This window comes from Aliicoccus persicus (assembly GCF_900110815.1).
In the GTDB taxonomy this organism is placed as follows: Bacteria; Bacillota; Bacilli; order Staphylococcales; family Salinicoccaceae; genus Aliicoccus; species Aliicoccus persicus.
The window spans coordinates 235,749-256,876 of sequence record NZ_FOIT01000002.1 but is presented as its reverse complement, the minus strand read 5'-3'; the positions used below and the strand labels follow the sequence as shown (position 1 = coordinate 256,876).

The 21,128-nt window shown below is 39.2% G+C and carries 22 protein-coding genes; 7 read left to right on the top strand and 15 right to left on the bottom strand.

What is annotated here, in order from left to right; translation table 11 throughout:
* Positions 1 to 76: 76 nt before the first annotated feature.
* From glnA to BMW30_RS04855, 4 genes are all read right to left on the bottom strand, one after another.
* Positions 77 to 1,414, bottom strand: coding sequence for a type I glutamate--ammonia ligase (gene glnA / locus BMW30_RS04870; RefSeq protein WP_091474471.1), 1,338 nt, complete (start codon positions 1,412 to 1,414; stop codon positions 77 to 79).
* 14 nt (positions 1,415 to 1,428) lie between these two features.
* The gene (locus tag BMW30_RS04865; RefSeq protein WP_091474469.1) at positions 1,429 to 1,755 is read right to left on the bottom strand and encodes a MerR family transcriptional regulator; all 327 of its coding nucleotides are present in this window, start codon (positions 1,753 to 1,755) and stop codon (positions 1,429 to 1,431) included.
* 110 nt (positions 1,756 to 1,865) lie between these two features.
* Positions 1,866 to 3,203, bottom strand: coding sequence for a sodium-dependent transporter (locus BMW30_RS04860; RefSeq protein ID WP_091474468.1), 1,338 nt, complete (start codon positions 3,201 to 3,203; stop codon positions 1,866 to 1,868).
* Positions 3,204 to 3,297: 94 nt separating this feature from the next.
* Complete coding sequence (locus tag BMW30_RS04855) at positions 3,298 to 5,655, bottom strand: FdhF/YdeP family oxidoreductase (RefSeq protein WP_091474466.1); 2,358 nt, start codon at positions 5,653 to 5,655, stop codon at positions 3,298 to 3,300.
* Between the two features lie 179 nt (positions 5,656 to 5,834).
* Here BMW30_RS04855 and fdhD point away from each other — a divergent pair, with 179 nt between their 5' ends.
* Positions 5,835 to 6,656, top strand: a complete 822-nt coding sequence (fdhD, locus tag BMW30_RS04850; protein WP_091474621.1) for a formate dehydrogenase accessory sulfurtransferase FdhD — start codon at positions 5,835 to 5,837, stop codon at positions 6,654 to 6,656.
* A gap of 45 nt (positions 6,657 to 6,701) precedes the next feature.
* Here the strand turns inward: fdhD and BMW30_RS04845 are convergent, their stop codons facing one another.
* The 3 genes from BMW30_RS04845 to BMW30_RS10795 form a co-directional block, all read right to left on the bottom strand.
* Positions 6,702 to 7,520, bottom strand: coding sequence for an N-acetylglucosaminidase (locus tag BMW30_RS04845; protein ID WP_091474464.1), 819 nt, complete (start codon positions 7,518 to 7,520; stop codon positions 6,702 to 6,704).
* A gap of 98 nt (positions 7,521 to 7,618) precedes the next feature.
* On the bottom strand, positions 7,619 to 7,801 hold the full coding sequence (locus BMW30_RS04840; RefSeq protein ID WP_091474462.1) for a hypothetical protein: 183 nt from the start codon (positions 7,799 to 7,801) through the stop codon (positions 7,619 to 7,621).
* 119 nt (positions 7,802 to 7,920) lie between these two features.
* Positions 7,921 to 8,049 carry a hypothetical protein gene (locus BMW30_RS10795; protein ID WP_281242139.1) on the bottom strand — a complete coding sequence of 43 codons (129 nt, stop codon included), beginning with the start codon at positions 8,047 to 8,049 and terminating at the stop codon, positions 7,921 to 7,923.
* A 198-nt stretch (positions 8,050 to 8,247) separates the two neighbouring features.
* On the opposite strand from BMW30_RS10795, the gene BMW30_RS04835 reads away from it, so the two are divergent.
* Positions 8,248 to 9,612: an MBL fold metallo-hydrolase gene (locus BMW30_RS04835; protein WP_091474460.1), complete on the top strand. Its 1,365-nt coding sequence runs from the start codon at positions 8,248 to 8,250 to the stop codon at positions 9,610 to 9,612.
* 70 nt (positions 9,613 to 9,682) lie between these two features.
* On the opposite strand, the gene BMW30_RS04830 is transcribed toward BMW30_RS04835, so the two are convergent.
* From BMW30_RS04830 to BMW30_RS04810, 5 genes are all read right to left on the bottom strand, one after another.
* Entirely contained in the window at positions 9,683 to 10,765 is a 1,083-nt protein-coding gene (locus BMW30_RS04830) for an AI-2E family transporter (protein WP_091474458.1), read from the bottom strand.
* A gap of 23 nt (positions 10,766 to 10,788) precedes the next feature.
* Entirely contained in the window at positions 10,789 to 11,604 is an 816-nt protein-coding gene (locus tag BMW30_RS04825; RefSeq protein WP_091474457.1) for a helix-turn-helix domain-containing protein, read from the bottom strand.
* Between the two features lie 160 nt (positions 11,605 to 11,764).
* On the bottom strand, positions 11,765 to 13,249 hold the full coding sequence (gene mqo, locus BMW30_RS04820; RefSeq protein ID WP_091474455.1) for a malate dehydrogenase (quinone): 1,485 nt from the start codon (positions 13,247 to 13,249) through the stop codon (positions 11,765 to 11,767).
* A gap of 99 nt (positions 13,250 to 13,348) precedes the next feature.
* Positions 13,349 to 13,681 carry a hypothetical protein gene (locus tag BMW30_RS04815; RefSeq protein WP_245705633.1) on the bottom strand — a complete coding sequence of 111 codons (333 nt, stop codon included), beginning with the start codon at positions 13,679 to 13,681 and terminating at the stop codon, positions 13,349 to 13,351.
* Entirely contained in the window at positions 13,674 to 14,339 is a 666-nt protein-coding gene (locus BMW30_RS04810; protein WP_091474451.1) for an HAD family hydrolase, read from the bottom strand. The genes BMW30_RS04815 and BMW30_RS04810 overlap by 8 nt, the downstream gene beginning before the upstream one ends.
* A 93-nt stretch (positions 14,340 to 14,432) precedes the next feature.
* Here BMW30_RS04810 and BMW30_RS04805 point away from each other — a divergent pair, with 93 nt between their 5' ends.
* Positions 14,433 to 14,873 (top strand): YtoQ family protein, encoded by a 441-nt coding sequence (locus tag BMW30_RS04805; protein WP_091474449.1) that lies wholly within the window; start codon positions 14,433 to 14,435, stop codon positions 14,871 to 14,873.
* 40 nt (positions 14,874 to 14,913) lie between these two features.
* Here BMW30_RS04805 and BMW30_RS04800 read toward each other — a convergent pair whose 3' ends face one another.
* From BMW30_RS04800 to BMW30_RS04790, 3 genes are read right to left on the bottom strand one after another with little or no spacing between them, the layout of a single operon-like run.
* Positions 14,914 to 15,279 carry an iron chaperone gene (locus BMW30_RS04800; protein ID WP_091474447.1) on the bottom strand — a complete coding sequence of 122 codons (366 nt, stop codon included), beginning with the start codon at positions 15,277 to 15,279 and terminating at the stop codon, positions 14,914 to 14,916.
* Positions 15,280 to 15,300: 21 nt separating this feature from the next.
* Complete coding sequence (locus BMW30_RS04795; RefSeq protein WP_091474445.1) at positions 15,301 to 15,894, bottom strand: alpha/beta hydrolase; 594 nt, start codon at positions 15,892 to 15,894, stop codon at positions 15,301 to 15,303.
* Positions 15,894 to 16,856 (bottom strand): ring-cleaving dioxygenase, encoded by a 963-nt coding sequence (locus BMW30_RS04790; RefSeq protein WP_091474443.1) that lies wholly within the window; start codon positions 16,854 to 16,856, stop codon positions 15,894 to 15,896. Before BMW30_RS04790 ends, BMW30_RS04795 begins: the two co-directional genes overlap by 1 nt.
* A gap of 178 nt (positions 16,857 to 17,034) precedes the next feature.
* Between BMW30_RS04790 and BMW30_RS04785 the strand changes: the two genes are divergently transcribed.
* From BMW30_RS04785 to BMW30_RS04770, 4 genes are all read left to right on the top strand, one after another.
* Positions 17,035 to 18,081, top strand: a complete 1,047-nt coding sequence (locus BMW30_RS04785; RefSeq protein WP_091474441.1) for an ABC transporter ATP-binding protein — start codon at positions 17,035 to 17,037, stop codon at positions 18,079 to 18,081.
* Positions 18,059 to 18,937, top strand: a complete 879-nt coding sequence (locus tag BMW30_RS04780; RefSeq protein ID WP_091474439.1) for a carbohydrate ABC transporter permease — start codon at positions 18,059 to 18,061, stop codon at positions 18,935 to 18,937. Before BMW30_RS04785 ends, BMW30_RS04780 begins: the two co-directional genes overlap by 23 nt.
* 10 nt (positions 18,938 to 18,947) lie before the next feature.
* Positions 18,948 to 19,766, top strand: a complete 819-nt coding sequence (locus BMW30_RS04775) for a carbohydrate ABC transporter permease (RefSeq protein ID WP_091474437.1) — start codon at positions 18,948 to 18,950, stop codon at positions 19,764 to 19,766.
* Between the two features lie 69 nt (positions 19,767 to 19,835).
* On the top strand, positions 19,836 to 21,122 hold the full coding sequence (locus tag BMW30_RS04770; RefSeq protein ID WP_091474435.1) for an ABC transporter substrate-binding protein: 1,287 nt from the start codon (positions 19,836 to 19,838) through the stop codon (positions 21,120 to 21,122).
* The last annotated feature ends 6 nt before the right edge of the window (positions 21,123 to 21,128 follow it).

The window sequence follows — 21,128 nt, the reverse complement described above, 5'->3', positions numbered from 1 at the left end:
CTACTTTCATTGGCGCGCAAATCAATTTAACGGACTATGAGCTACTTTCATTGGCGCGCAACAAATATCTATAAACCTAGTATCTCTCTAAGTACTGATCAAGTTCCCACTCTGAGACTTGTTGACGATATATATCCCACTCGATTTGCTTGCTGTTTAAGAACTGGCGGTATATATGTTTGCCAAGTGCGTCTTGAATGACTGTATCTTCTCTCAATGCTTTTAGCGCCGTATGTAGCGTTGATGGTAAGTCACCGATACCTAAGTTCTGACGTTCTTCTAAAGTCATTTCATAAATGTTATCGTTAATTTCATTTGGAATTTCTTCTTTATTTTTAATACCTTCTAATCCTGCTTTACAAATTACAGCGAGTGCTAAGTAAGGGTTCGCCGATGGGTCTACTGAACGTACTTCAGCGCGTGTGGATAATCCTCTAGAAGAAGGTACACGCAATAGTGGACTGCGGTTTTTGTTACTCCAAGCGATATAACACGGTGCCTCATATCCTGGCACAAGTCTCTTGTACGAGTTCACAAGCGGGTTACACACTGCCGTCATACCTCTTGCATGTTTTAATATACCTGCCATGAAGCTCAGCATATCTTCGCTCATCCCATTTTCCATGTCCCGATTATAGAAGGCATTTTCTTTATCTTTAAATAGCGAGACGTTGAAGTGCATCCCGTTACCTGCATAGCCGTGCAAAGGTTTCGGCATAAATGTCGCATGTAGATTATGTTTACGCGCAACTGTTTTTACGACTAATTTAAATGTTTGAATGTTATCACACGCAGTAATTGCATCCGCATATTTAAAGTCAATCTCATGCTGACCTTCTGCAACTTCATGGTGCGATGCTTCGATTTCAAAGCCCATATCTTCAAGCTCTAAAACGATATCTCGACGACAGTTTTCTCCTAAATCTGTCGGTGCTAAATCGAAGTAACCGCCGTTGTCATTTAAGTCCATCGTCGGTTTACCTTTTTCGTCTAATTTGAACAAGAAAAATTCTGGCTCTGGCCCTAGGTTAAAAGATGTATAACCCATCTCTTCCATTTCTTTTAGCACACGCTTCAAGTTCGAGCGTGGATCCCCTTCGAACGGCTTACGATCGACGTCATACACATCACAGATAAAACGCGCCACTTTCGCTTTAGAATCCGTATACCATGGGAAAATTTTAAATGTGTTGATGTCTGGAACTAAATACATGTCCGACTCCTCGATACGGACAAATCCTTCGATTGAAGAACCGTCAAACATCATGTCTCCGTCCAGGGCTTTATCGAGTTGTGTCACTGGTATTTCTACATTTTTAATACTTCCTAAAATATCCGTAAACTGCAAGCGTAAAAACCTAACGTTTTCTTCCTTGATGATGCGGTGGATGTCTTCTCTTGTAAAATTTGTCATGTGCTTTCTCCTTTTTATTTAAAGAATCTAGATAAATCACTACGGTTTACAGGCGTTTTTCCACGCGCCTGAAGTTGTGAAATATCTATCGATTCGTCACGTGGACGAAGTAGTTCACTGATCCGTTCCATCTTGAATCCTTTTTCTAAATACATTTTTATATCTAGCAATGTATCCAAGTCATTCATCGAAAAAATACGAGTACCACCTTCTGAACGAGCGGGTAAAACAAGTTGTTTCTCTTCATAATAGCGAATCTGCCGAGCGGTAAGCCCTGTCAATCGTATTGCAGAGGAAATTGGAAAGACAGGTGAGGAGCGTCTAAGCTTGTCATTATTCATTGTAAAAATACCTCACAAGGGAATATTAGCATATTATTTTTATCTCACAAAATCTATGTTAGAAAATCTAACATGAGCTTTTAAAATAAAGACCCGGAGCGATTCCGAGTCTAAATACCGAATAATTGTGCAATAAATATCGCAATAATCACGATTGGTAAGATATATTTCAGTAAAGCAATAAACACTTTAAAGAATATATTTTCTGCATGCGTTAATTCTAACTGCTGCATGACAATCCGTTTCTCCATAATGTAACCCACGAAGATCGTCACGAACAATGCTCCAATCGGCAGCAGTATATTGGATACTAAAAAGTCGACATTATCGAATATCGACCTGTCAAAAACGATGACGTCTGACAACACACCATAACTTAAAGCCGATGGAATACCTACGATGAACACGAGTACTGCAACTGTATATGCTCGTTTCTTACGCTTTGTATCATCGCCTTTTATCCAGTTGGCGACATTGATTTCTAACATCGAAATCGATGATGTCACTGTTGCAAATATAAACGCTATGATGAACATTACAAATATGATACCGCCAAATGGAATCTCAGCGAAAATGGCAGGAAGTACGACGAATATTAAACCCGGGCCATACGTTGATTCAACATCGAGCGAATACAATGCTGGGAATATTGCAAGACCTGCGAGTATCGCAATCGATATGTTTATAAGAACAATTGATACTGCTGACTGTGTGATGTTCATTTTATCACTCGTATATGAAGCATATGTCATCATCGTCGTTGCCCCGACACTTAGCGCAAAGAATGATTGACCGAGCGCATAGAGTATCGATTCTGTATTTAATTCACCAAAATCAGGATTTAAGAAGAATGACACACCATCCATTGCACCGGGTAATGTAAGTGAACGGATAATAATGATAATAAATAATATGAACAACAGTGGCATCATAATTTTCGATGCGCGTTCTAAACCTTTTTCAACACCACCTGTAACAATTATAGCAGTCAAAAATATAAACAATCCTTGTGCACCGATCGCATAGAGTGGATTTGATATCACCGTATTAAACAGATTGTCATAGTCACTGATTGTCATGATATTGAACATTGTCAATATGGATATGATCAAATAGATGAGTAACCAACCGCCGATCACACTATAAAACGATAAAAGTAAAAATACACCAACGTTACCCAGGTGACCGAATAGGCCATACACTTTACGTCCACCAAGCATTTGTAAGCCTTCGATTGGACTTTTCTGACTGGCTTTCCCGATTATAAATTCTGACAATAGTAATGGTAGACCAATAAAGATTGTCATCACTAAAAAGACGACTAAAAACGCGCCACCACCATGTTCTGCAATCATATATGGAAAACGCCACAGTGCTCCAAGTCCTATCGCTGATCCTGCTGCTGCAAGTATAAATCCAATTTTTGAGCCCCACTGTGCTCTTTCCATACGCTTCACCCCTTTTTTCTATTAGCATAAATCTACCATAAATATGTGTGACTGCATATAAAAAGCCGAGACATTATCTCGGCTAAATTGAATATTAGTTCGGATTATCTTCTAATTCCGGGATTGGTTTTTCATAGTATTGACGGTCTTTATTTGCTGTGAATCGCTCTGCCTTTTCCATCGTTACATCTGCAACGTAATCCGGCATTTTAGCGAATGACTCATAAATACCTTTTGAAACGAGCTGGTTCCCTTCAGGGAACTGCATGCCTAAATCACCCACTGCTATGTCCGCATACTTCGCAAATCCTTGAAATGTACCATTATCGTTGTAAAGTACGATTGCTTCACCGTCGATAATTCCTTCTCGCTTCGCATCTTTTTCATTGATCAACACATCATAGCGTCCCATTGCATTAAATGCATCGTGATCGCCATAAACCATTGAGTTGAACTGCTTACCACGACGCATCAACAGAGTAAATTTACCAGGTTTCTTTTTATTGTCCGGAATGTCGACTGAAATCAATCTTGCACGGCCATCATCTGTCGGACAAATACCGCCCTCACATAACCATGCACCACCGTACTGATAAACATCTCCAGACTTTCTCAAGTACTGAACACCATCATAGTTCGGGTTACCTTTCGCAATCTCTTCTCTGATTTCTTGACCTGAATTGAAATGTACGAGATCATACTGTTCTGGTTTAACACGCTTCGCTAAGTCTAAATAGATCTTCCATTCACTGCGTGCTTCACGTATTGGGTTACGGTTACCTTTGATTGGTGGAGAGTAGTACACCATACGCTCTGTCGACGTCGATAAACCACCGCCATCTTGTTCGAATCGAGTCTTCGCAGGTAATACGATGACCGCTTCTTTTGCTTCAACTAATGTCGACGTGTTCAAGATGATATCTTGGTGCACGCGAATTTCTAAGTTTGCTAATGCTTTTTCTACGAATGCTGGGTCTGGCATTGTTTCTAAGAAGTTACCACCAGACATATAGTACATTTTAAGTTTACGCTCATGACCTTCTGGTAACATCGCATTCTCAATCGTTACACCGACTGTATCTCCTGGCCAGTCTGGTAAATCAAAGCCCCATACATTTTGGATGCGATCGACGTTCGGATGCTCCCAACCACCGCCTGGTAATGAGAATGGATCTGCACCCATCTCTCCAGATCCTTGAACACTTGAGTGTCCGCGGAGTGGCATTAAACCTGTATGCTCGCGTCCTAACCATCCGCGTAGTAACGCAAGGTTTGCAACTTGTGAAATGTTATCTGTCGCATGTTTGTGCATCGTTAAACCAAGCGCCCAAACGTGAACACCGTTTTTAGATCTTGCGATCATTTCAGCAAACTCTACGATCTCATCTTTAGAAATCCCAGATGACTCTAGTATATGATCCCATGATTGTTCTTGGACTTTATCTTTTAAATCTTCAAAGTTATTCACATGATCTTTTACGAATTCATGATCGATTGCTGAGCCTGGATTTTTCTCTTCCATCTCGAACCAATGCTTCATGATTCCATGCATGAATGCAATGTCGCCACCAATTCTTACTTCATAGAACTTATCTGCAATTTTTGTACCAAATAATGCAGATTCTGGCACAGATGGTACCCAGTAATTTTCCATTGCAGGTTCTTTGTATGGATTAATGACAACAATTTTTGTACCGCGCTTTTTAGCTTCCATCATATACTTCGTAGAAACTGGTGAAGAGTTCGCTGCAACTGAACCCCAGAAAATTAATAGGTCTGTACCTAACCAGTCCTTGTAGTTACACGTCGAAGCACCAACACCAACAGAACGCATCATTGCTGTTTTCGATGGCGAGTGACATATACGTGATGCGTTATCGATGTTGTTCGTTCCTAAGTAACGCGCAACTTTCGCAGCAACGTAATATGATTCATTCGTAATACCGCGACTCGTTAAATAGAACGCAAAATTTTTAGGGTCGAGTTCCTTCATCTTGCTTGCGATTGTATCCATCGCTTCATCCCATGAAATTCTGACGAATCGATCGTCGCCTTTTTTACGAATCATTGGATATGGAATACGTCCAAGTTCACGTAATTCGGCGCTCGTATATTTCTTTAACTCATTGATATCCGAGTGCAAAATCTCTGGCTTGATCGGCGGTGCAGTGTTTAAGCGCAATACGTTCAAGCGCGTTGTACAAAGGTGTGGACCTGTTAACGTTTGGTCCTGAAGCCCACCAACTCCGAGTGCACATCCATCACAAACACCTTGTGTAATTATATTCGTAGCATAGAACAAGTTGTCTTTGTTCTTCCATGCGATTTTGGCAGTGTCAGTCATATGACGTGGTTTTACTTTCGTCAATCCAAAAGGTACTTTACTTACCCACAGACTCGGGTCCCACTTTTTCGTCTTCTTAATCGGACCTGTATGAAGTGTTTTTCCCATTTCTTACACCCTTTCACTAAAATCATTTGTTTACATTATACTACATTCTATTGATTTCAAGTACCCTTAGAAACTATTCAATCTCTAACTACACATAATCTGGAATTTTCTTTTTTATCAATTGTTGTAAAGTTGGTATACTATTTGTAATACGATAAAAACCAACGAGGGTGATTATGATGGAGATTACAACGCGTAGAGAAATTTGGAGATATAGTGACGAGCAGCTGTCTACCGCTGAGGATACGATTGCAGAAGAGTTTCCGTTAACGATTTTTCTAAACGATGTCGAATTCGCAACACTCGTTTGCTCGCCTCAGTATTTGGAAGAATTAGTGATTGGATTCGTTGCATCAGAGGGCGTCATTAGAAAACGCGATGAGATTAAATCGTTCAATTTGGATGAAGAGGGCGGATATTGTCACATAGAACTTCATAAAGAAATCCCAACAGACTTTTTCAAATTTACGAAACGTGTGCTCGGATCTTGTTGTGGTAAAAGCCGTCAATTCTATCACCAAAGTGATATGGAAACTGCAAAAATATCCATGTCTAAAACGAAGATTACACCTGAGCAGTGCATCCAGCTGATGAAAGAGATGCAGGATAGTTCGACTGTCTTTAAAGAGACGGGTGGGATTCACAACGCCAGTCTTGCAACACCTGAAGCAACATTCATCCACCGCGGTGACATCGGTCGACATAATGCACTTGATAAGTTATATGGGTATTGTTTAGAGAAAAAAATCTCAGTGAGCGACAAGATTTTAGTGTTTAGCGGTCGGATTTCGTCAGAAGTATTGACGAAAGCTTCAAAAATCGGAGTCGGAATTATTCTGAGTAAATCTGCACCGACTGATCTTGCGATTAAATTAGCGGAGGATTTAAACATCACGACTGTCGGTTTTATCCGCAACAAATCATTCAATGTTTACAGTCATCCGATGCGCATCGATACTTCAGCACTTGGTGTCGATGAATCTGTAAGCTTAACAAAATAAATGTTCACACAAAAAATCCAGCGACCTTATGAAGTAGTCGCTGGATTATTCATTGTAGTAATTTCTATAAAATCGGCTCGGTTCTAAGTCAAAGTAATCATAGTAGCTTTCAGTAATCTCTGCGATGACACGTGACCAATTGACATCCGTGGCATATTGGTTGCTCGTCGGATTCTCTGGATTCCAACGCATCGCATATGTCGTGAACTGATTATTGTGCACATAGCTCTCACTAATAAACTTCGCACCACCGAGTATCGCTTCTTCTGGCGATGTCCATTCTTCATTCACTGCGTAGGCATGGCCTTCACTCACAGCACCTGTGTCAAACGCACCGATTCCAAAGAAGTTATAATACGTTTCATCTTCATGATCGATGCCAGCAGCAAGTTCGGATTCACCATGTCCCGTCTCAACCAGCGCATGCGCAATAAGATAAAACACGTTGACATTATAGTTTCTTTGCGCACGTAGGAATGAGTCCCCATGACCTGCTAGAATTCCTTTATCTTCAAGTACTTCATTTAATTCATCTTCACTAATTCTCACCATTTCTCTTAAATCGAGAAATTCTAATGGACGATTCTCATTGATTTGCATCGCCTCTTGCACTTCGAGTAAGTTTGCTCTTTCAAACAATGCGGGTCCACCGGTATGTACCATCGGTGGTGACGATGCATTATATTGACGATGCGTTGCATTTTCAAATAATGGACCTTCGAATTGTTCAATATCTTCGCCGCGATCTAAAAACCACTGATCGCTTCGGCTGGATATAAAGAACGCGATGATTAATAGAACAATCAATGCAGTAATTGCCCACATGACACGCTTATCCCATACCAATTGATTTTTCTTCGCCAATACAACCCCGCCTTTCCTCTAAAAATTAACAATCATATTCTATCATTCATTGTGCCAATAATACATTTAAAAGAATTAAAAAAGCCGATGCCCAAGCATCAGCTTCCTAATTTATCGTTCAAATCAATTAATAGTCTAGATGTGTTTTCGTCGAGTTCTTCTAGTTTAAGTTTCCCTGCTATCAACGCTGTTGCATCATCTAATGATATATCTAATGCTTGGCTTATTTGATATGGCGTTAACTTATCAATTATCAAAGAAATATCTGGATTAGTATCCAACAGCCTCACCTTTTCGTTTTTAATATTACATTAAAGCTTAACAACTAAAATATTATCTTGCTTCAAAGTCCTGTATCTAATTATAGAGTGAATTACAAAAAATGCAATTATCTCACTGATTATTTTCTACTTTTATTTAATAAGTATTTTGCTTCATTATAACTTAATCTATATTTCATTTGTAACTTATCTATAATCTCATCATCCGTTAATCTTTTTTCTTCTAGTTCAAAGACGGTCTTGTACATTTCTTGTAACCTTTCGTAGTGCTCTACCTTTTGCGAAGCATTTTTTAATGACGAGCGACTGACAAAGAATAACACAATGAGTACAATAATTAAAATAACAATTAGAATATCGATAATCTCACGCCCTTCTGATTACTTATCTCGATTACTTATGTAATAATAATAGCATGTCTTATTTACTCAAGGAGGCACTTAATCATGTTCTTTAGACAATTTTTTGATAGTACGCTGTCGCAATATTCGTATTTAGTCGGTTGTCAGAAAACGGGTGAAGCAATCATTATCGATCCAGCTCGTGTATTAGATGAGTACAAGGCTGTTGCTGACGCAGAAGGTTTAAAAATCACACATGCTACAGAAACTCATATACATGCAGACTTCGCATCGGGTTTACGAGATGTGTCGCGTAAATTTGATGCGACTTTATTCGTATCGGATGAAGGAGATGCAGATTGGAAATACCAAAACATGCCGAAGGATACTGTATTCCTAAACGGTGGAGATATCTTTGAAGTTGGAAACATCCAATTTGAAGTACTCGCAACACCTGGACATACGCCTGAAAGTATTTCTTTCTTACTTACAGACAACGGCGTCGATGAGCCAATGGGTATTTTTACAGGCGACTTCTTGTTCGTCAGCGATGTCGGTCGACCTGATTTACTTGAAAAGGCTGCACATTTTGAAGGCACGACAGAAATCGGTGCAAAAGATTTATATGATTCATTACAAAAGATAAAAAAATTCGATGACCATTTACAAATTTGGCCTGGCCATGGTGCGGGTAGTGCTTGTGGTAAATCACTGGGTGCGGTTCCTTTATCTACATTCGGTTACGAGCGTCAGTTTAACTGGGCATTACAAAGTCCGAGCAAGGCTGACTTCGTAAAAGAAATTACAAACGCACAACCTGAGCCACCAAATTATTTCGCACAGATGAAACGCGTTAACAAAGAAGGATTACCAGCGTTCAATTTGAAAGATGTACCTGTAGAAACACCAGAGACATTAAATGGACAAGTATTTGACTTAAGAAATAGCAATGCATTTGCTGATGGGTTTGTGAGGGGATCGATTAACATCCCTTACAATACTGGCTTTGTTAAACAAGCGGGGTGGTTTATCGATTACAATCAGCCGTTGACGATTATTGGGAAACAAGAGTTATCTGAACAATATCAGAAGGATCTAGCTTCTATTGGTTTTGATGATATTGCGAGAATCGTTCCTGAAGATTCTATTGAATCGCTTGTTAATGATAGCTACGAAAAAGTATCTCCAGAAACATTTGTTGATAAGTATGAAAATGCGAATATATTGGATGTACGCGGACAAGGCGAATATGATGCTGGCCACGTTGGTCATGGTATACACAGACACCACGGCACTATGCGAGATGCAGATATCCCATTCGATAAGAATGAAGAAATTCTCGTCCATTGTAAAAGTGGCGGACGCTCAGCAATCGCAGTTAGTGTGTTGAAAGCGCGCGGTTATAAAAATGCGAAGAACGTGTTGAAAGGTTACGACGGATTTAAAGATGAGATTGAAGTAAAGAAATAATTTTTTTGTAAGTATTAGGCATCCCAGAAGTGAGGTTTACTTCTGGGGTGTCTTTTGTGCTGAAAACAACTTACTCGATATGCCTAAACATCGACTCTCGCAGATCCTCGCGGTAATCGTATATGCTGACAACAATAACTTTAACGACTGCATAAAATGGAATGGCAATGAGCATTGCGATGAAACCACCTATGTTTCCGGCAGCGAGCACAATTGTTATTACGGTTAACGGGTGTAGTTTCAATGTATTTCCGATAATATTCGGTGTGATGATGTTCCCGTCGATTTGCTGGGCTACGAGTGTAATGATACTCACTCCAATCACTAAGATTGGATCTTGTATAAGTGCTAAAATCAATGCCGGAAAATATGCTATCCACGGACCGATGAATGGGATAACGTTCATAAATAGAGCAAATATCGCGAGCAACAACGCGTACTCCAATCCAATTAATGTATAACCGATATACAACAGCGCAGCTAGGATGATACTCACTATAATTTGTCCTTGCACGAAAGATGCTAGCGTTTTATCGATATTGTTTAACAACTTTACAACGAATCCACGAAAGCTTCCTTTAAGTGGTCTTGTAATTGTCGGTATTAATTTCTCGTGATCTTTCAGCATAAAAAAGAAAAAGAACGGTATTAAGATCAACGTTAATAATGCAGTTACGGTGTTAGCTACAATAGAGAAGAAGTTCACCGTGATCTGTCTCAATAGAAATAAACCCTGATCAACTAACTCATTGATTGGGTTACCAATATCAATATCAAAGCGCTCAGTTTGTTCTAGAACAAAATCAAACAGATACGCTATTTCATGTTGGATAAGTGGCCATCGCGCAACAAATTTTTGGATCTCATTCACTATCATCGGTGCAATAATCAACACTAAAGCAGTAATAACAATCAGTATGATGACGAAGATAGTAAAAATACTAGACCCACGCCCTACACCTCTTCGTTCTAAGAACTTCTGAATTGGCATGGTGACGTAGTATAAGAGACCGCCTGCTAGGAGCGGGATAAAAACCGTACTCAATACGATGGCAGCGGGTTGGAAAAGTACACCGACATTCATCACAAGTGTGATGATGATTAGCGTCATGACAATGGCTGTTGCTGTCTGAAACCATGCTTTATTTACCATACACTCGGTCCTTTATATGTTAATTATTTACCCCTTAAAAAATCTAAAAACTTACTAAAGGCACCTTTTTCTTCTACTTGCTCTGATGTTGCTCCACCATTGTCAGATGAAGATTCAGGTTTTTCATTTTCATATGAAGACATATCAACACTTCTTTCATTTTCTCTCTTATGTGCTTCAAACTTTTCTACTGTTTGTGCTTCTTCTCCAGTCGGATCTTCTGACTGGCTTTCTTCTGTATCTTCTTTCTCTTCTGTTTCATCAGTCTTAACTTCATCAGTGTCTACAGGTTCTTCAGCGTCTTTCTCTTCTTCATTAGAAGTTTCTTCTTCTGATTCCTCTTCTTGAGATACTTCTTCTTCTACCTCAGCACCAACTTTAGAATCATTCGTCTCACGCAGTTGATTATTATTTTCTAGTGCAACTGACGTCTCATCCAGCTTACTTAAGAGTTGGTCCATCTTTTCTCTCAGTTCTTGATGGTCATTTTGCATTTCCTGCATTTTATCAACAACTGAGGTTAATAATTGTGTCACTTCATTATTAGTTTCGACGACTGGTACTCTCGAGTTTGATTGTACAACATCGCCAGTTGCTTTACTTGCTATATGGTCTGCAGCTGTTTCAAGTGTATAACCGGGTTGTTTAGCAAGTTTAATTAGTTCTCTTAACACAGCAATATCTTCACCTGAAAATAAGCGACGATTGTGTTCATCTTTCGTCACTTCATAATTTCTATCTTCAAGTAGACGCACATACTTACGGACGTTTTGATCGGATAACTCGACCATTTCTGTAACTTGTGCTGTCGTAAAAAAAATCGTACTATTATTCTCCATTATACGGCCTCCACATTCGTTTATCTATTAACATTATAACGTTAGTGTAGCATAACTCCCTTTATTTTCTATGGTAAATCCATATATTTTATGCGTTATAACGTTAGAAAAAGAAAATAACGGTATATCTTTTCGATATACCGTTAAATTTAAAAATAGATTACTTTGTTAAACGAAGTTCTTTTGCTGAATATTCCATAACTTGTTTGAATAGTTCTTCGTTCTCATATAAATTTTGACCGTATGATGGAATCATTTCTTTAATCTTATCTTCATTCGTTTCGATTAATTCTGGGAAACATTTTCCAACAAGTTCTAACATGACAGAGATAGCAACAGATGCACCAGGTGATGCGCCTAGTAATGCTGAAATAGTTCCATCTTCGCTTGTAATCAGTTCTGTACCGAACTGCAACGTACCTTTTCCTTTATCTTGTGTATCTTTGATCACCTGTACACGTTGACCAGCTTTTACAATTTCCCATTCGTCATCTTTTGCTGATGGTATGAATTCACGTAAGTCATCCATGCGTTGTCTATGGCTTAACATCAATTGTTGAATCAGATACTTTGTTAAGCCCATCTCTTTCATTCCTGCAGCTAGCATCGTCGTGAGGTTATATGTTTTAACTGAAAGTGGTAAGTCTAACATTTTACCTGTCTTTAAAAACTTAGGACTGAATCCAGCGAATGGTCCAAATAATATTTCAGTTTTTCCATCAATATATCGTGTATCTAAGTGCGGTACACTCATCGGTGGTGCACCAACTTTTGCTTTTCCGTAAACTTTTGCACTATGAGCAACAGCGAGATCTTCATTTTTACTCTTTAAGAATAATCCGCTGACAGGGAATCCACCGATATGTTTAGATTCTAGAATACCTGTTTTCTGTAATAGTGGCAGCGCATTACCACCTGCACCAACGAAGACAAAGTCAGCAGTTACAAAGCTTTGTGCGTTCGCATTTAAGTCTTTCACTTTGATTTGCCAAGTACCATCACTGTTGCGCTTTAAATCTTCGACTTTATGTCCTGTAAAAATCTTTACACCTTGTTCTTCGAGATTTTTGAACAGCTTACGAGATAGGGCACCGAAGTTAACATCTGTACCTTGTTCCATCTTCGTTGCTGCAACTTCTTCTTTGTTATCTCTATCCACCATCATCAGTGGCACCCATTGGCTCAGCGTTACATTGTCAGTTGTAAACTCAATTTCTTTAAATGTTGGATATTGTTTTAACACTTCATATCTTTTTCTTAAGAACTCAATATTCTTTTTACCGATTACAAAGCTCATATGTGGGACTGAACGAATGAACTCAGCAGGATTTTCTATCAATCCTTCTTTAACTAATGAAGCCCAGAATTGTCTTGATACATTGAACTGTTCATTAACTTTCAGCGCTTTTGAAACATCCATTGTCCCATCAGGATTTTCATTTGTGTAGTTCAACTCACAGAGTGCTGCGTGGCCAGTACCCGCATTGTTCCATGCATCCGTACTCTCCATAGCCAGACCACTCAGTTTTTCGAATATTGTAATGTTCACACTTGGGTCTAATTTTTTCAGCAATATTCCTAGCGTTGCACTCATGATTCCGCCACCGATAAGCACGACTTCTCTCGGTTCTTTAACTTCCGACATCATTTTCCCTCTTTCTCCATATATATATTTCCATTATACAACCAATCTCTTAAACGTGAAACACCCACCCGATAATTACCATCGATGTGGGTGCTTTAATTAAAGACGTTCTTTAACAAATTCTAGAAATGCCTCTGTATTTCCATCAATGATTTCTACCATTGGAATTTTCATACCATTTTTAAATGTGATAATCACACCATCTTTTTCAAACGTCGCTTCTTCAATATCCTGATAGCTGAACACGCGTGTGTAAAGTTCACCATTCATATCTGCATTCATAATTAGACGTTCATTTGTTGTGATATACGCTGTTTTGAATGCACTCGTTTCACCAAGTTTGTATAGCATCGTACCAACGAGTTTCGGACCGAAACGTTCAGTTGGGTATAAATCTGATTCTGTAATATTTAAAATATCAACTTCACTCATTTGAAATAATCCCCCATCCATTTACTTCTGCATATTGTCTAAGTTCATCATCCGGTCTGACTGCATATGCATTACCAACAAGTTGTAGCATGTCTAAATCTGTAATGCTGTCGCTAAACGCATAGCTGTTTGCCCAGTCAACATCCTTATCCTCTAAATGCTTCTTAATTTCTTTGACTTTGACATCGGATTGCATATGCAAAATCTCATTGGATGTGTCAATTTTATCTTCTTTAAATGGAATTGTTGTACCGATCAAATGGTCAAAATCATCTTCTAGAATGCCTTGAAGCAGCTCTGTATATGCACCAGAAATAACCATTGTATACACATTTTTTGCTTTTAACGCCTTTACCTTTTCGATTAACGGTTGATACAGATCTTGCCTAATTTCTTGTCCAAGTTCTTTGAAGTAGTCGACGATCTCTTCTTTCGTATTGTCCTTAAAAGAAAGGATATAGAGTTTCATTGCTTCTGAACGCATCGTATCCTTTGAAACGAGTTTAAGTTTATAGCCGATATATACCAACCTGAAACGACTCATAAACTTAAGATAGTTTTTACTATATTGTGGGTGATCTTTTAGATGTTTGAGCATAACATTAAACGTTTGACCTGGATATAGCGTACCATCAAAATCAAATAGTGCGACTTTCATATGACTTCTTCCCCCAATATATTTATGTTTCTATTTTATCATATAGGGAAGACTGAACATAAGAATATAGACTTTAAAAGGAGCGTTTTTATCATGGAATTAACTGTATATTTGGCAGGTCACGTACATGGTGATTGGCGCGAAGTTGTAAAAGCTGCATCAAAGGATAAAGGTCTACCCATTCAGTTCGTTCATCCACAGACTGAACATGATCTATCAGATGCTATCGGTGAAAATATATTAGGCGAACAACCGAATGACTTCTTTAGAGATGATGCTGCAAGTGCCATCAACAATTTAAGAACAACAGTTTTAATGCAGAAATCAGATGTTGTCATCGCGCTGTTCGGAGACAAGTACAAACAATGGAACACGACGATGGACGCAACAACAGCGATCAACTTAGGTAAACCGCTTATCATCATTCGTCCGAAAGAGCACATCCACGCGATGAAAGAGTTATCGAACAAGGCAAATGTTACCGTTGAAACAATCGATCAAGCGATTGAAGTACTGGCTTATATTTACGCCTAATTAAAATGCCGAGCACTCTTATATAGTGTTCGGCATTATTTTAACCTCTCCAGAACTTCGTATAGCCAGCCTTATCTTCGATGTTAAACTCAATCATTTCGCTGAGTAAGTCATAGTCCACTTTGTCCGTGTATTTAATGCGGAATAACATCTTTGAATGTGTATAGCCTGCCGCTTCTATCTTATCTTTGAACACATCCATCCCTTTAAATTCAGGAGAAACTGACATGTGCGCTTTCGATAAGCTAAATGCAATAATATACGTACCTTCATGCGTATACATCGGTTGATTCCACTTTACTTCTTGCTTTAACTGGGGATACTTTTCACTAATCCAATCAAAAATCTCTTGCACGAATGCTTGTTGAGTCTCGCTGTAACCGTCTAAATATTCATTGATATCGATCGAGTGTCTCCCACTTTCAGTTTATAGGTTAGATAAAAATGCCTGTGAGGCACTTACTGCGCCAGCAGTGATCTCGTGTGAGCCAACCCAATATTTTTCAACATTGGCGCCTCTTGATTCGAACAACGAAATGACATGTTCGCTCGCTGCTTTCGGTACAATCGGATCCATTTCACCCATCGATAAGAATACATTTGCATTCTCAAGCGTTACATTTTCATCCACATCTACATTATACAACGGTGCGAATAAAAGTGCATTTTTTACTGGAGAATTTTCTCTTAACATCATGTTGATTGCAATGTTAGATCCGTTAGAAAATCCGACAAGTACAGCATCTTCTAACTTAAAGTCATATTCTTTACTCGATTCAACTAAAAAGTCGAGCAACTCTTTTCCTCTAAGATTTAAATCTTCTACATCATATTCCCCTTCACCATGACGTTTGAAGAAACGGCGCATGCCGCCTTCCATTACTTGTCCATTAACACTTAAAATCGCTGCGTCTTCATCGATTGCTCGGCCGAGTCCGGCAATATCTTGTGCGTCTCCACCCGTGCCGTGCAATGTGATTAAAACACGGTCGTTATTGCCTTTTAAAAAAATATGTTCCATTATTTATCGCTCCTCGTCGTATCAAATGGTCTCACTTGTGCTTCAATTTCTTCACGCTTTGGCTCTAAGAAAGGTGGTAAAGCTAAACTTTCTCCTAACGTTTCATACGGTTCATCTGTCATAAATCCCGGTCCATCAGTAGATAACTCAATTAAAATGTGACCAATTCTCGTGTAAAGTGCTTCAAAATAAAAGCGGTCGACGATGCCTGAGTTACCCATGCGATGTGTTTTGTACTTTTCATGCCATTTAACAATTGCATCGTGATCTTTTACTCTAAACGACACGTGGTGTACTTCACCATATCCTTGCATCGCTGGACGTGATGTATCATCTTTGCGTAAGATGACTTGCGCACCGTTTCCACCTTCGCCCATTTCAAGTAATGCAACTTCGCTTTCATCTTTAATGACCGTCATACCATAAATTTCAGTCAATGCTTCTTTAAATTCATCGAAATAAGTGACTGTAATTTCAATTGGACCAAGTCCATAAATTGCGTGTTTTGTATCAACGGGTCCGTTTTGCCATGGAATACCTGCAGAAACACCTTCGTTATTCTCGTCACTGATTAACTGGAATCTCTGACCATCTTCTTCTTCAAACGTTAGTACTTTGTGACCGAATAATGTTTCTATTTCTCCATGTTCTACATCAAATTCTTCGAAACGCTTCTTATATACTTCAATTGCTTCATCATTTGGCACTCTAAAACTCGTTCTTGAAATTGAGTTTGTACCACGAATTCCTTGCGGTTGTCCTGGGAAATCAAAAAATGTCATGTCCGTTCCCGCATTGCCTTCATCATCTGCAAAAAAAGTGTGGTATGTTTGAATGTCGTCTTGGTTCACTGTTTTCTTAACAAGTCTCATACCCAATACATCTGTGAAAAATTTGTAGTTGCGACTCGCGTCATCTGTCATTGCTGTTACGTGGTGTAGTCCTAATAGTTCTATTGTCATTCCATTTCACTCCTTTTATTATCTCGAATTCGAGATAATTATAACATCTGTCGTTTATCGTTTCAAGAATTAAACGTAAAGTTACTATCGTTACTCAATATTTACAAAATATTTATAGTTACTTAGCATTCATTTGGTAATCTAAAAAATGACGCACAAAGTAATCAGGAGGTTACACATGTCTATTAGGATTGATCATCTTACAATGAAGTTTGATGATGTAACAGCTGTTAATAACATCAACTTTAAAATTGAAACAGGAGAACTCGTTTCATTACTTGGCCCTTCTGGATGTGGAAAATCCACAACACTATTTATGCTCGCAGGTATACATACACCTCATTCTGGCGAAATTTATTTCAACGATAAAAAAGTAACAAAAATTACACCCGAAAAAAGAAACATTGGTATGGTGTTCCAAAACTATGCTCTATACCCTCATATGACTGTGTTACAAAATGTTATGTTTCCACTAAAAATGCACGGTGTGAAACGTCGTGAACGCCAAAAACAAGCGATGGAAGCTCTAGAACTCGTAGAAATCGCACACTTAAGTAAACGTAAACCAAGTCAATTATCTGGTGGACAGCAACAGCGCGTTGCAATCGCACGTGCAATCGTTAGAAAACCAGACGTACTATTGCTCGATGAACCACTTTCAAACTTAGACGCGAAACTGCGCGTCACTATGCGCGAAGAAATTAGACGTATCCAGCAAGAACTTGGTATTACGACTGTCTTTGTCACACATGACCAAGAAGAGGCGATGAGTATTTCCGACCGTATCATCGTTATGGAAAACGGCAATATCATCCAACATGGAATTCCAAATAATCTCTATGATCACCCGAACTCAGAGTTCGTTGCTGACTTTATTGGTGCGCCTCAAATCAATACATTCAACTTAAAGAATTCAGAATTAGACGACACTCCGTTTGCTAAATATTTAAATCAAGAGATTGAATCGATTAAAATTCGACCGGAACATCTTTATGTCGACGATAAAGGGATTCCAGCTGTTATCACGATTATTGAACAAAAAGGAAAAGATACGCTCGTCGTTGCAGAACATAATGAGAGAAAAATTCGTTTCTATGTCGAGAAAGACCACATCTTAGAAGTGGAACAAAATATTTATCTCAATGCGCGTGATGAACATGTACTATTATTCGATGCGCGTGGCAAGCGAGTAGGTGAAGCCTATGAAACAGAAAAGTCATATTAAAGGTTGGCTTTATGTCTTACCGGCTCTAGTCATACTTGCCATATTTACGCTATATCCAATCTATAAATCTGTCGTCATGGCATTTTACACAGATTATGATTTCTTTAATGACATTGTCTATGCATATGGATTCGATAACTTCATCTATTTATGGGAAGACCCACTATTTCATCGCGCACTCCGTAACACATTTATTTATGTGCTCGGCGTCGTACCTGTATCGATCATACTGTCACTGGCAATTGCGATGGCCTTAAATACAAAGATTAATTTTAAACCGTTGTTTCGGATGATTTATTTTATCCCGTTTGTGACGAGTGTCGTTGCGGTGTCTATCGTTTGGCGCTGGATTTTCCACGGGGATTACGGTTTGATGAACTACTTTTTAGGTTTAGTCGGCATCGATCCAATCCGGTGGCTGACCGATCCGAACTGGAATATGCCGGCATTGATTATCCTTTCAATATGGAAGGGACTTGGCTATAACATCATCATTTTCCTGGCGGGCTTACAGATGGTCAATACACAGTATTACCACGCCGCACAGATCGATGGTGCGAATACGTGGCAGCGCTTCTTAAATGTCACATTGCCACAGCTCGCACCGATGACGTTCTTTATCTCAATTATTTCGATTATCAATGCGTTTAAAGTGTTTGATGAAGTATACGCACTTTTCAACGACCGACCAGGTGTCGCAAATAGCGCATTAACCGTCGTGTATTATATGTACAACAAATTCTATGGCGAATGGGACTTTGGTGTCGCATCCGCTGCCGCGCTCGTATTGTTCATCATTATATTCATCTTCACGATGATACAGATGTACATCGGAAGCAAACGCGTCACATATTAGGAGGAGAAACATGAAACCACTATCTAAGACGTTCATATACACTTTCTTAATCATTGGTAGCTTGTTAATGTTACTCCCATTCGTTTGGATGTTATTAACATCCATTAAACCATCCTTTGAAGTACGTGTGATGCCACCGATATGGATACCGAGTGAGTTTCGTTTTGACAACTACTTAATTGCATTCGAAGTCGCACCGTTCGCAACATATTTCATGAACTCAATGATTGTTACCGTGCTCAGCACGATCGGTGAGCTCATGACGACAATACTCGCAGCCTATGCATTTGCTAAAGTTCAGTTCTTCGGGAAAAATGTACTCTTTGCCATTCTCATTGCAACGATGATGATACCAGGCGAGATGTTGTTAATACCGAACTTTGTAACCCTTGCAAACTTTCAATGGATTGACCAATATGAAGCATTAATTATTCCGTGGCTTGCTTCAATTTTTTCGATTTTCTTACTGAGACAGTTTTTCAAGTCTGTCCCAGATGAACTCGGATATGCCGCCCGCATAGACGGTTGTACCGATTGGCGATACTTATGGCAAGTGATGGTACCGATCGCGATGCCAGCGATTATCACGATCACACTGCTTAAAGCAATCGGCTCATGGAACGCATTCCTATGGCCGCTTATCGTCACGAACTCAACGAATATGCGTACACTCCCAGTCGGTTTAACTGCATTCACATCAGAGGCTGGTACGAACTATGAATTGTTGATGGCCGCATCAGCAATGATCATCTTACCTATGATTATTTTATTTGTCTTTTTACAACGCTACATCATCAGTGGTGTTTCGCGTTCCGGTCTTAAAGGATAAAAAGGCAATTTAAATAATATATACCGTCACTCTAGCACTCGCGCACAAAAATATTTGGAGGGTTCTATCATGAATTCGAAGTTTAAATTATCTCTTGTTTCTTTAGCAAGTGTTGCACTTTTAGGTGTTGGCTTAAGCCAAACAGTTAATGCACAGGACGATCAAATCGCTGGTGGAGAAGAAGTTGAAGTTGTATTCTGGCATGCAATGAATGACGCGCACCAAGATTGGTTAGTTGAAGCAACTGAAGAATTTAATAGTTTACATGATAACGTTACTGTTGTTCTTGAAAACCAAGGTAACTACGGTGCTTTATCTCAAAGTTTACTTGCATCAGTTAGAAGTAACACTGCACCAACAATCTCACAGGCATATGGTGAGTGGATGTTAGATTACGAAGCAAATGATCAACTTGTTGATTTAACTGATTTCATTGAGAACGGTTTTGATGAAGAAGAACCATACGAAGATATTTTCGAAGTATTCCGTGAGGACAATACATTTGGTGACGCTGTTTACGGTTTACCATTCAACAAATCGACACGTGTATTATTTGTAAACAATGACCTTCTTGAAGAAGTTGGCGTTGAAGCACCTGAAACTTGGGATGATCTTTTATCAGTTTCAGAAACAGTATATGAAGAAGCTGGCGTTATCGGATTCGGTTTCGAAAATGGATTACAGCACGAATTCCCAATGTGGGTAAAACAAGCGGGTGGAGAATTCGTTGACGAAGAAAACAATGAAGTATTATTCAACTCAGAAGAAGGATTAAAAGCATTAACTTTCATTAACGACTTAATCAACAGTGACTTCGGTCGTATCGCTGGTGAAGATGAGTACTTATCTGGTCCATTCACAACAGGTGACGTTGCAATGTACATCGGTTCATCTGCTGGTATCCCATTCGTTGAAAACGACGCGGGTGACATGAACTGGACAACTGCACCTGTTCCAACTGATGTTGAAGCTGCTGCACCATTCCAAGGTACAAACATCACGATGTTCGCTTCAGCGACTGAAGGTGAACAAGAAGCTGCATTCGAATACATGAAGTTCTTAGTAAACGGTGAAAACACTGTGAGCTGGGCACAGACAACAGGTTACTTACCGGTAAGAGAAAGTGCACTTGAAAGTGAAGAGTGGACAAGCTATGTGGAAGAAAACGAAGTATTCGCTGCACCTGCAAGCCAGTTTGATATCGGCTTCATCGAAGAGCGTGTACCTGGTGCATTCGCTATGAAAAACGCAATGCAAACTTCACTTGAAAGTATGATCTATGAAGGTTTAGACCCAGAAACAACGCTTGAGGAAATGAGCCAAGCTGCACAAGACGAAATCGACAGAGCTCAGTAAGCGCCT